At 53.2% G+C, this 11,618-nt stretch carries 10 protein-coding genes and 1 pseudogene; all 11 read left to right on the top strand.

Features of this window, described 5'->3' with window-relative positions; translation table 11 throughout:
- Window positions 1-85 precede the first annotated feature (85 nt).
- A pseudogene (gene hemC / locus A6X21_RS00985) lies at window positions 86-850 on the top strand (hydroxymethylbilane synthase); the annotation flags it as partial.
- 200 nt (window positions 851-1,050) lie between these two features.
- Window positions 1,051-2,115 carry a MauE/DoxX family redox-associated membrane protein gene (locus A6X21_RS00980; protein WP_068845390.1) on the top strand — a complete coding sequence of 355 codons (1,065 nt, stop codon included), beginning with the start codon at window positions 1,051-1,053 and terminating at the stop codon, window positions 2,113-2,115.
- Between the two features lie 668 nt (window positions 2,116-2,783).
- A complete protein-coding gene (locus tag A6X21_RS00975; RefSeq protein WP_165603641.1) occupies window positions 2,784-3,617 on the top strand; it encodes a hypothetical protein in 834 nt (277 codons plus the stop codon).
- The gene (locus A6X21_RS25400) at window positions 3,569-4,102 is read left to right on the top strand and encodes a prepilin-type N-terminal cleavage/methylation domain-containing protein (RefSeq protein WP_083233307.1); all 534 of its coding nucleotides are present in this window, start codon (window positions 3,569-3,571) and stop codon (window positions 4,100-4,102) included. Before A6X21_RS00975 ends, A6X21_RS25400 begins: the two co-directional genes overlap by 49 nt.
- Window positions 4,103-4,490: 388 nt before the next feature.
- Entirely contained in the window at window positions 4,491-5,258 is a 768-nt protein-coding gene (locus A6X21_RS00965) for a hypothetical protein (RefSeq protein WP_131818113.1), read from the top strand.
- A 71-nt stretch (window positions 5,259-5,329) separates the two neighbouring features.
- Complete coding sequence (locus A6X21_RS00960; protein WP_131818112.1) at window positions 5,330-6,406, top strand: hypothetical protein; 1,077 nt, start codon at window positions 5,330-5,332, stop codon at window positions 6,404-6,406.
- Window positions 6,403-7,383, top strand: a complete 981-nt coding sequence (locus tag A6X21_RS00955) for a DUF1559 domain-containing protein (protein ID WP_083233306.1) — start codon at window positions 6,403-6,405, stop codon at window positions 7,381-7,383. The genes A6X21_RS00960 and A6X21_RS00955 overlap by 4 nt, the downstream gene beginning before the upstream one ends.
- 205 nt (window positions 7,384-7,588) lie before the next feature.
- Entirely contained in the window at window positions 7,589-8,599 is a 1,011-nt protein-coding gene (locus A6X21_RS00950; protein ID WP_131818111.1) for a hypothetical protein, read from the top strand.
- Window positions 8,600-8,616: 17 nt separating this feature from the next.
- Window positions 8,617-9,495 carry a DUF1559 domain-containing protein gene (locus A6X21_RS00945; RefSeq protein ID WP_068845376.1) on the top strand — a complete coding sequence of 293 codons (879 nt, stop codon included), beginning with the start codon at window positions 8,617-8,619 and terminating at the stop codon, window positions 9,493-9,495.
- A 243-nt stretch (window positions 9,496-9,738) separates the two neighbouring features.
- Window positions 9,739-10,482: a 30S ribosomal protein S2 gene (gene rpsB / locus A6X21_RS00940; RefSeq protein WP_068845374.1), complete on the top strand. Its 744-nt coding sequence runs from the start codon at window positions 9,739-9,741 to the stop codon at window positions 10,480-10,482.
- A gap of 348 nt (window positions 10,483-10,830) precedes the next feature.
- The coding region (gene tsf, locus A6X21_RS00935; RefSeq protein ID WP_068845373.1) for a translation elongation factor Ts at window positions 10,831-11,618 on the top strand (788 nt) is incomplete at its 3' end.

Here is an 11,618-nt window from a genome sequence, read left to right as displayed (position 1 = left end):
CTTCTACGCCGGCATCACAAGTTATTGTTCCCGTTGAGGAGCAGCATCCCGAAGCCGATAAGCCCAAACGCTTACTCGCGAAGTTCAGGCAGCGTTGCTCGATGGCCGAGCAGATATTGCTGTTCACAGCCTGAAAGATCTGCCGACTGTTCCCACAGCCGGGCTGGAACTCGCCGCTGTCCCCGCGCGAGCACCGGTGGCCGATGCGCTGTTGTTACCCCGGGGATTTTCCGGCTCCGCCTCGCTCGCCATGTTACCTCGTGGCGCACGGATCGGGACCGGCAGCCCCCGCCGGCAGGCACAGCTCCTGAGAATTCGCCCCGATCTGGTTTGCTCCGAAGTTCGCGGCAACCTCGACACGCGCATCAGAAAGCTTGATGCCGGTGAGTACGAAGGACTGATTCTGGCAGTGGCTGGATTATCCCGCCTGGGCTGGAGTGATCGCATCTCGCTGATTCTTGAACCCCCCACGATGTTTCCAGCGGCTGGTCAGGGAGCCTTGGGATTAGAATGCCGCCACGGGGATGAAGCGACGATCCGCTGGGTCAGCCAATTGGAAGATCGCCAGACACGACTGGCCGTTGATGCCGAACGTGCCGTCTTGCGAACGTTGGAAGCGGGTTGCCATGCTCCCGTGGGGACGTGGGCTTCGTGGAAGTCGCCCGAAACTCTCCATCTGGAAGCGATTCTTATAGCCCCCGATGGTTCTGAAACGTTAGCAGCGGCAAGTTCGATGCATCAACCACTTGCTCAATACGGCAGTGGGAACGCTCTTGATGCCGCTCATGAACTCGGGGCGAACGTGGCCCACCTGCTATTGAAACAAGGTGCCTCGCGGTATCTGGTGTGAGGCCTGTCGTCAGCGCCGAGCCGTCAAACGCCGGGCCGTTGTAGCGGTTTAATCAGCTTCAGCCGTTGAAAGGGAAGCTCTTAATGAGATCAAAGATTTTTATTGACGGTGCTTACTAACACCGTTAGCGTCCATGAGTTCATTGCTCACAGCGCTGGCGAGCATTTGATCCAAGACTCACCTCTCCTTGGGAGTACTTCATGGATCTGCGCGCAGCGTCTGCCTTCTGGCCCGAACTCGGCGTCATTCCGAAGCTGGCTTCTGTGCTGATCAGCAGTCTGCTGATACTCTCAGCCGCTTTGAAATCGTATCAGTCACTGCACGATCTGCTCTATTTCGAACCAGCCTCGAGTGCGACCGCTTTTGAGCTCTTTTCAGTCTCAATCCTCGTCTTTGTCGCCACTCTGGTTCTGACCAACTTTCGATCCCGCGAGGTCTGGATCCTGGCGGCACTCCTGATGACGATCCTGGCGGCTTTTGCACTCTCGGCAGCTCTCGCGGGGGAAACGACCTGCGGCTGCTTCGGAAAACTGAGCTTTCGTCCGTGGAGTATCGTGATTCTCGATGTCAGCATCATTGTGGTCTCCTATCTGTGTGCCATCGTTTCCACGCGTCACTCGGGAAGCCTGTTGCGACCGGTGGCTCGAGCAGCGGGAGAATCACTCCTCATGGTCACGCTGATGGTTCTTGCCATGGTGCTGGCGTTATCGATCAGTTGGCCGCATGCGATCTCGGCACAGGCGCTCGTCAGCAGTCATCACCCCATCCCCGCCACGCCGATTGAACCCTCGGTGGAATGGGTCGAGGCCCGTATCCCTGTCCGCAATGTGCGCAGCACACCTGTGGCGATCGTCGGTAAAGAATCTGTTTGTGGTATCATTCTCGTGACACCGATTCCGCTCGTCATTCCCGCCCAGGAGACGATTTTTCTGGAAATGAAGCTGAAACTCTTTCCGCATGCCCAGCGGGGCGATGGCTCGCTGGCGTTATTTATTGGCGATGAGTCTCACAATGGAGCAGAGCTCGTCAACTCTTCTTCGTTCAGCGGGGGGAATGCGGTCAAGTTTCCCGGCCCGATTCAAAGCGCTTTGGCGGAAGCACAGCCTGCGACTGAAACGATCAACTCAACCAAGCTCCATCAACAGCGCCTGCGCCAGGAGCGGCTCACTTTTTCGGTGGTTCGAGACTCGCCACCACATGCGACCATTGCCGAGAAGTTGAATGAGGCCAGTGTAGAGAAGCTGACAGGTGATCCTGTTCGCTAGTTGTGTTCTGAATGTTCTGGAAATTAAAGGAAAACGCATGAAAAGACTCTTCTCACTATCCGCCATTTGTCTCTGTGTTTGTGCGATCGCACTGATAGCGAGCGTCTCTGCCGATGATCCTGTGAACGAAGAACCTGGCGATGATCCAACGACTTATGATAATCCTAAATGTCAAAGCCCTTCATACCATTGTAATCAAAGGGGGTTCCCCTTCACTGGGTTAAGCAACAATTGTCATGTGGGTGATCCTGATATTTGTGGAGCCGCCATTGCTCCCGCGACAGATTGCGACTGTGCTGTTCTTCGATCTCTCAGAAAACGAGACGTTATGCTATTGCAAGGCGAGTTAGTAACAAGCATTCATTATATAAAGACATAGATGATTTTAAAATCTGTTTTCTCCTGATCTGATCCCTACAACATTTCCGCAGATCGTTCGACTGCGGAAATGTTGTCCATACATATTCGAGATGAGGGTTGGAATGTCCAGGTTATCTGTCGGAATTCGATTGAGACTACGACAAGTGCTTTGGATTTTTTTGTTTTTACAGTTTGTCGCTGTGGGAGTGGCGGCGTCCGGCGAATCCATAAATTCTGGAAAGTGGACTCCAGCAATAATTGAGGATCGCTGGAAGCTTCCAGAACTTCCGGACCGTTTCCAGTTTGAGGTGAAGCGCACCCTTCGTCTGAATCCGGAGAATCCGCAGGATCTACGAGTCGCCACCACCATTGGGCGTTACAAGTTCCAACCAGGGTATTATGTCTGTGAATCTCCCTCGCCTACTGGTGCAACGAGTACCATAACCAGGCTCAAGATCTGTAATCCAGAGTATGCCGCTATGCTGCAAAAAATCGATAATGGTCGCTGGGTCGTCGAAAGGCTGTCGACAGGGCGAAATCATCCGCCGGAACTGACGGTCAACCCCAAAGCGATGCTCTCACAACATTCTGGTGCAAATGTAGGTATTCGCAATCGTCTGAAAGAACCTGGTGTTTCCATCACAAAAACGTGGACGGAGAACTGGAATGGCGAAGAAGTCGATGTGCTGGATGTCACTTTCCCCGAAGCTTCAGAAGCGCAAAAGACAGGCAAGGGGCCGATCGACTTCCCTCCCTCGGCACGACTGTATTTCACGAAGTCAGAACCGTCTGGCCCTGCGCGAATGGATTTTGAATTGAAATATACACTCGACGGAAAAGCCTATGTAAGGCCCCTTTCTTTTGCGTATAGTCAGCGAAGTCAGGTCGGCGATTTTTCACTTCCGTTGAAGTTTGAGGCGTGGCAATTGTGGAGGATCTCCAGGAATGACATTCCCAGCGAGACAGCATTATTAAACGTCGACAACTGGGACGCCCCTTTCCCCAAGGAACAGGCGTATTTAACGTATTACGGCTTGCCAGAACCGGAAGGGATCTCCCGGGGCATGAGCTGGTGGTGGTGGGTGGTCGCAGGATGTTTCGTTATCGCTATCTGGCTGGGCTGGAAAAGAGTCTCAGTATGAATCGCTCCGGCTTCACATTGATCGAACTGCTTGTGGCGATGGGAGTCATTGGCCTGCTGGTCGCCATTACGATTCCCGCTGTTCAGTGGTCTCTCCCACTGCCACCTCTGTGTCGAGGTTGGCCATCCGCTGAAGGGATTGTCTCTGAACGAAGATTTTGTCACTCAACTAGGAAACTTGCCATGAGAAGATTTTTGACCCTCGGTTTCGCCTGCTTTTGCCTCTCGACTGCCGCCTTTATCACCAGCGTTTGGGCCGATGACAATACCCCGGCGGATGTGGAAGAAACGGGAGATGGAGGAACCTACCACATTAACTGTAACGGAACTTCTGATGCCTGCAAAGATCGTCGTTCAGTAAACGGAGGCCCTCGAACGTGCGGAAACGATCGGTCAATCTGTGGAAACCCCATTGGAGGTGCTGCCTTCTGCGAGTGTCGGGATTCCCCAACCGACAGTATCAATTGCAATTGCCATGCCGGTTGAATCGTCCGGCTCCCTGATTGACGACTATTTCCACAGGATCGATGTCCGGTATGCCATGTGGTCGGGCGTCTGATTTCTGGACTTCATCACTCGACTCCCGAACGTCCCGGCTGGATCATTTTATATGTTCTTATGGCCACAGCGACCGATCCACCATTGTTTTGCAATACTTCTCATCTCGGCATGGTTACTCTTCAGTGCCGTGCCGTGCCGACATGTACAGTGTCGTGCAGGCGACGATGTGGTGGCAAGCCGACGTTTGGACGAGCTTCTTCGGCGGTGGTCGAAGGATGATCGTCCCGAATCTTTTCAAATGAAGATTTCATCAACCCAATCCCAGTTCAAGAATCAGCTTCCAACAGAAGTATTCAAGAGATATGTATCAACGGTGCGATCGGACGGAGGACACTGGATCCACGACTATTGCCCGCTGGATACGGAAGGGGCGATGGAGGCCATCGAGATTGTGAATCCCGACTACGCCGCCAAATTGCTGCGTATTCCAGGTCAAAAGTGGGTGCTTAATTCTCTGGCACTGCGGCATCAGAAAGCTTACGACACGCTGATCGATGCACGGTGGGAATCGTTTCATTTTCCCACTCATGTCGGTCTTGGACTGAAGGAACGGTTTGAGGAGGGTGGCCTCCGTATCGACGATTATTACGAAGGGACTGCCGACGGCGTCCAACCGGAGATGTTTGAAGTCACCATTCCGCCTCGGTCCGGCACGCGTCAAGAGACTTCGCGGTATATTCCTCACATTGTCTGGGTCCGCGTTTTTTCCGGGAGAGGATTGGGGAATGCGATACAACGTCTCGACCAGACTTTTTTACTTGGCGACTCGCCCGGAGCGAAAACAAGGAATTCCACAGTCCGATACACCGACTGGGTCACTCACGGTGGATTCCACCTTCCCCGACGACAAGAAGGCTGGTACAGCGACACGTTCGAGCCCCAGGGAAAGCCGCACTGGAGCGCCGATTTTGATTACTCGGAATGGGACTCGCCGTTTCCGAAGGAACAGGCCTATCTGACCTATTACGGCCTTCCCGAACCGGAAGGTGTCTCCAAGGGATGGGGCTGGTGGTGGTTGCTGCTTGCGGGAGGGCTGCTGGTAGTCGCGATGACGATTCTAATCCGTCGGAGGTCTTCATAATGTTGCTCCACAGACCATTCGAAGCACATGAAACGCGGAGTGATTGCGACACGTTATATAAAATCACCTGCATGCGACTTTCCGATGGCGTCAGCACGCAGGATGATCCTCAGGATGTGGTCATTATCAAGTCTCTTCGCGGCCTCTTGCTCCTATCGGCGATCTGCTCCGCAGTGTCGATTTTCCTGGGCTTTGCTCCCGCCTGCGAGGCGGCTGACCAGCAATCCAACCCTACTCAACAGCAATGGACGTCTGCTGAACTTAAAAACTGGTGGAGGATTCCGAGCTTGCCGGCTAAGTTCCAGTATTCTTTGACACTATCAACCCGTGTAAACCCTGAGAATCCAGGTGATGTGCAATTTGCTTCCACCATAAGCCATGTGAAGAAAGCGGCGAGCGATCACATCATGGAGAATCCTTTCCCCACAGGACCAAAGACGACTCTAACAAACTTGTTGATCCGCAACTCCCATTACGGGGCCTTATTGAGTCGAGTGAACAATGATCGCTGGGTCTTGAAAAAGCTGGGACTGGGATCGAATCTTCCACCCGACCTGAGTCGGGAACATGATTTCAACGAGTTGCCGCACTTCGGCCAAGCCGCCATCCTCCGCGACCGACTCGGCGAACCCGGTGTCCTGTTGAAGGAACTCCCGCGAGAAACATGGCGGGGTGAAGAGGTTCGGGTGCTCGAAGCAACCTTTCCCGATGTTCCTGAAGAGCGTAAAAAGGCGTTACAACCAATCAACTATACTCCTAAAGCCAAATTCTATCTCTCCTCCAAGGTCGATGGAGCACCTGTCCGTGTCGACTTCGATTTGAATTTCAGTTCTAACGGGAAGTCGTATCATCGTCCGATCGCCCATGCGTATAGCGAATGGAGTGAACTCGATGGTTTGAACATTCCCTTGAAGGCCGAGATCTGGCAGTTGTGGATTTCACCCCTCGACGGACCGCCGATGCAGACTCTCACGTTCGACCACTCGAAGTGGGACGCTCCCTTCCCCGAAGAACAGACGTATTTAACTTATTACCGCTTGCCAGAACCGGAGGGTGTGTCCAAAGGATTGGGCTGGTGGTGGTTACTGATTGCGGGAGGACTGGCATGCTTCGCGGTTTGGGTTATCGCCGTTAGGCGGCACACATGAACGCAGAACTGCGCAGATCCGTGTCTTGCCGCTCGCTGTCAAGCGTTTTTGCGGACTTCATTTTCCAGCAAAGTAGAGCCGCAAAGAGCGGCTTCACATTGATCGAACTGCTTGTGGCGATGGGAGTCATTGGCCTGCTGATCGCCATTACGATTCCCGCTGTTCAGTGGTCACGCCATGCCGCCAAACGTCTGGAATGTCAGAACAAGCTCAAGCAGATTGGTCTGGCACTCCACACGTTCGAAGCGTCACATCGCCAGTTGCCTGTGGGCAAGACCGGCTTAAAAACCAATCCCAAACAGCATTCCATGTCCTGGATGATTCCCATCCTGCCCCATCTCGAACAGGCCACTCTCTGGCATGAGTCTCAAGCCGCTTATGAAATGAAAGCCAGCCCCTACGCGAACCCGCCTCATTATCCGTTTGCCCAGGTTGTGCCGGCTTATGTCTGTCCACTCGACGAGCGAGCGTCAAAAATTCGAAGTGCCTCAACGCTTGACGGAGGCTTCGTCGCCCTGACGAGCTACCTGGGAGTCATGGGAAGAAACCACATGACCTCGGACGGTGTGCTGATCTTTGATCAAGTGGTCCGGTTTTCCGATATGACCCGCGGCACGAGCCAGACCCTATGCGTGGGGGAGCGTCCGCCGAGTCCTGATCACAATTTTGGCTGGTGGTATACAGGAGTTGGTCAGGAGGGGAGTGGTTCCGCCGACATGCTGCTGGGAGTTGAAGAGCGAGTGGCCCAGACGCCGCACAACAAATTTATTACCGATGGTCATTGCCCGGACCAACAATATCCCTTTGCACCGGGCCGCCTCGACGAGCTTTGCGATTCCCTCCACTTCTGGAGCCTGCATGCCGGGGGAGGAAATTTTCTATTCTGCGATGGCAGTGTGCGGTTCATGGCATACGAATCCGCCGAAATCCTGCCGCTCCTCGCCTCCAGAAATGAAGGGGAGAATCGCCTGGAGTGAATCTTGATTATCATCAAAAGCAGCGCATCAAGCGATGCTTGCAGTCTTTACATATTGCTGTTTTAGATGGAATAAGAATCTACCATCTTTGAAAACTCATCCGAATACAAAGGCATTTGCGAAGGTTTGATTCAGCCTGCTGTCTCTCGCCAGGCAATGGTTGTTCAGTTGCCCCGTGTACGCACAATAGAACGAGAATAAATTGTTGATTTACCCAACAAAAACGGCATGTATGATAACGGTTATGCTCTGCGCAGCTTTTTCAGCAGTACCTGCTGTTGTTTCAGCGCAGAGCAAGCCGCACGATCCTTTGCTTTCCGGTCTCCTGCACAAATGGGCGTCGTATTCGGCAGGGGATCGCTATTCTGTAAACATCACGAGTCCGGAGATCGATCCTGAAACTGGGAGGGTTCTCGATACAAAGCCCGGAAAAGTCTCTATTAAGAGAGACGGTCAGTATTTCGTTGTTGTATCGATTCTTTCAGGCCGTAGCAACAAGCATCATTATATGATGATTTCTAATCCTGGTTATCAGGCGCGGCTCGAGCGCTATTCCAATGATCCCTGGGTGCTGAAATCGCTCGTCCTTTCTACAGACCGTGGAGGGTTGCCCCCTCTTGATGAGGCTGATCGACTGCAATGGAGAACTCTCAAATGGTTAGCTAATAAGTCGGATAAGCTTAGCCAGAACTTTTCTCGGGTTATTGATCAGGGAAGTGCAACGATTGAGGGTGCTGAGGTTAAGTTTATTGAATTTGAGTTGAAAACGTTGTCTCGAGAGGAGGTGCTCTCTCGCCGTATTTATAGTTCTGACAACCCTTCAAGAGTCAAAATCTACTACGCACCTCAGTACAACGATTTTCCTGTGCGTTACGAATCGTGCTATCAGGTGCATGAGCCGGATAAAAGCATTCCAGTGTGCAACGGAGTTCGATTTTCGGGATGGCAGACTGTGCAAGGTATGGCATTACCTTCTCTGGTCGAAGTGTTCTCAATTGATGACAAAGGAAATGCGAAGCCTGCGAGTCAGCGAGATGAATTTGATTATTCGCAGTGGGAAGTCCCATGGGATCGGAAAGAGGCCTATTTGACTCATTATGGATTACCTGAGCCTGAAGGAGTTCAAACAGGCTGGGGCTGGTGGTGGCTCGTTTGCGGAGGGGTATTGCTATGCGCTGCCGTCGCTTTGATCGCACGCCGTCGTGCGAGTGTTTAGCCGCCAGAGGCTTCACGATGATTGAATTGCTGGTGGCCATCGGGATGATTGTCATCCTGCTTGGAATCACTTTGCCAGCAGTTCAGTGGGCAAGAATGGCAGCGGCCAGGCTGCAGTGCCAGAACCAGTTGAAGCAGATAGGTTTGGCACTTCACACTTTCGAGGCGGCTCAGGGCTTTCTTCCCGCCGGAAAATCGGATCCTTCGACCAATCCAAAACAACTGGAAATGTCGTGGATGGTACCGATTCTGCCTCATCTTGAGCAGACAATACCATGGCAGGAGTCTCAGCGTGCTTACCGGATCTATAACACACCGTACATGAATCCACCCCATTATCCATTTGCGAAAACAATGGCCGCTTACGTCTGTCCGCTTGACGAAAGAGCCTCGCGCCCCCGAAATGCGCCCACCCTTCAAGGAGCTCTGGTGGGAATGACGAGTTACCTGGGGGTTTCGGGTGTGGATTATCGAAGTCCAACCGGCGTGCTTGTCTACGGCAAACGCATTCGACTGGCGGAGATCACCGATGGCACGAGCCAGACCCTATGCGTGGGGGAGCGTCCGCCGAGTCCTGATCACAATTTTGGCTGGTGGTATACAGGAGTTGGTCAGGAGGGGAGTGGTTCCGCCGACATGCTGCTGGGAGTTGAAGAGCGAGTGGCCCAGACGCCGCACAACAAATTTATTACCGATGGTCATTGCCCGGACCAACAATATCCCTTTGCACCGGGCCGCCTCGACGAGCTTTGCGATTCCCTCCACTTCTGGAGCCTGCATGCCGGGGGAGGAAATTTTCTATTCTGCGATGGCAGTGTGCGGTTCATGGCATACGAATCCGCCGAAATCCTGCCGCTCCTCGCCTCCAGAAATGAAGGGGAAGTTCACAGAGAGTGATTTCTCGCGAAACTCATACGGAATATAAACAAAAGTCCACTGGATGACGACCGCAGGTTTGACGGTGTTCGGGCGGCCGACTACCATCTGGCCATATCAAATTAGAACCGAAGGCTGTGCCTGCATAGCTTTTGGCGGTGACTGGGAGGCTCCCACGTCGGCCGGCGAGGAGAGTGGCAATGTTGCTGCACTCGTTTCTCAGCGATCGAGCCCTGCCTCAACCGGCAGTAGTTGGGTGATTTCATGAGCGATATTGTCGTCAAGGATTTTCTTGAAGCCGGGATTCATTACGGTCACCGTACCAGCCGCTGGAATCCTAAAATGCGGCCCTACATCTACGGACGCCGCAATCTGATCCATATCATTGACATCAAGGAAACGGTTCGCGGATTGTTGCGAGCCAAGCGATACCTGCAGAAGGTGGCTTCCCAGGGGAGCCTGATTCTGTTCTGCGGCACCAAAAAGCAGGCTTCGGATGCGATCCGTGAGTATGCCAATCAGGCCGGTATGCCATTCGTCGATTACCGCTGGCTGGGTGGTGTCTTTACGAACTTCCGTACGATTCGTGGTCGTATCAAGCGTCTGGAAGAGCTGGATCAGCTCTTTGAATCCGGCGAAATCGAGACGTATTCGAAGAAACGCCGTTCGACGCTGCTCCGCGAACGCACCAAGATGACACGCAACCTCGATGGTCTGCGAAACATGAACCGTCTGCCAGAAGCGATGGTCATTGTCGATCCCCGCAAAGAGCACAACGCGCTGCACGAGGCCAAACTCGTGGGCATTAAGACGATTGCTCTGCTGGATACGGATTGCGATCCCGATCAGGTCGATCTGCCCATTCCCGGCAACGACGACAGCATCCGCTCGATTCAACTGGTCCTGCAGCACCTGACAGAATCGATTCTCGAAGGCAAGAGCGTTCTGCCACAGGAAAAGGTGGAACCGCTGGTCGAAGAGCAACTCAAGCCACGTCCATCGCTGTAAGCCAATCCAGGCGGAAATTCAGCGAGCGGCGGTTGGGGTTTCGAGTGGAACTGGCTGATCAAAGCCCGCCAGTTTCGACTGGGAACGGGAATGTGATTTGTGGACTTCTGGCGAAGAATTGGTTTCTTTGCCGGAAGTTACTTTTGCAAATGAACCCAAAGGCTCATATTTGAGTCTGGAATCCAGAATCGGCCAGTTTTTGATTCTGATTCAGAGCCTTGATATTTAAATCATTCGCGACCGGCTGGATCGCTGGAACGTGAGAGAATTCAAGTTGTCAGCCTCATGATCGAGTGACTGACTCTATTCAACGAAATTGATTCGGCTTGTCCCGACAGGAGAGAGAAGATGGCGGAAATTACTGCAGCCGCTGTAAAACAGTTACGCGAGATGACCGACCTGCCCATGATGGACTGCAAAAAGGCTTTGACTGAAGCCGGTGGCGATCAGGAAAAGGCGCTGGCTCTGCTCAAGGAGTGGGGCAAGAAGGTGATGGTCAAGCGGTCGGAAAATTCGACGCAGGAAGGTTTGATTGTCATTGAGATCAAGCCTGATGGCAGCGAAGCCGCCATGATTGAACTGCAGTGCGAATCGGCACCAGTGGCTGTTTCGGAAGACTTCAACTTTTTGGCCAACCAGTGCATCAAGCAATTGCTGAACGGGCCAGGTGCAGCGACTCCTGAAGAACTGTTGGCACAGGCAGCCCCTGATCGTCCTGGTCAATCGTTGAACGATCTGCTGGGCGAAGTCGTCAACAAGATTCGCGAAAAGATGGTGCTGGCCAAGATCGCACGAGTGACTGGCCCTGTGGGTGGATACGTTCATCACGACAAGAAAAACGGCGTCTTGTTCCGGGCTGAAGGAGCCGGCAAGTCGTCGGAAGTTCTGCGTGATGTAGCGATGCACATTGCTGCACTCAAGCCTAAGGCGACACATCCGACCGAACTGCCACAGGAACTTGTTGCTGCTGAACGAGCCAAGCTGACGGAAGAAGCTCTCAAGAGTGGCAAGCCGGCAGCCGTGGTCGAGAAGATTGTGGAAGGCCGCCTCAAGAATTTCTATGTCGAGCAGGGTGTGCTGTTTCGATTTGATAACGGCGTCTGGAACGGCCATTCCCGCAAGCGAGGTATTGAACT

The sequence above is a fragment of the Planctopirus hydrillae genome (assembly GCF_001707835.1).
GTDB classification, from domain to species: Bacteria; Planctomycetota; Planctomycetia; order Planctomycetales; family Planctomycetaceae; genus Planctopirus; species Planctopirus hydrillae.
The sequence above is the reverse complement of the archived record's forward strand: the minus strand, read 5'-3'. Positions and strand labels throughout refer to the sequence as shown.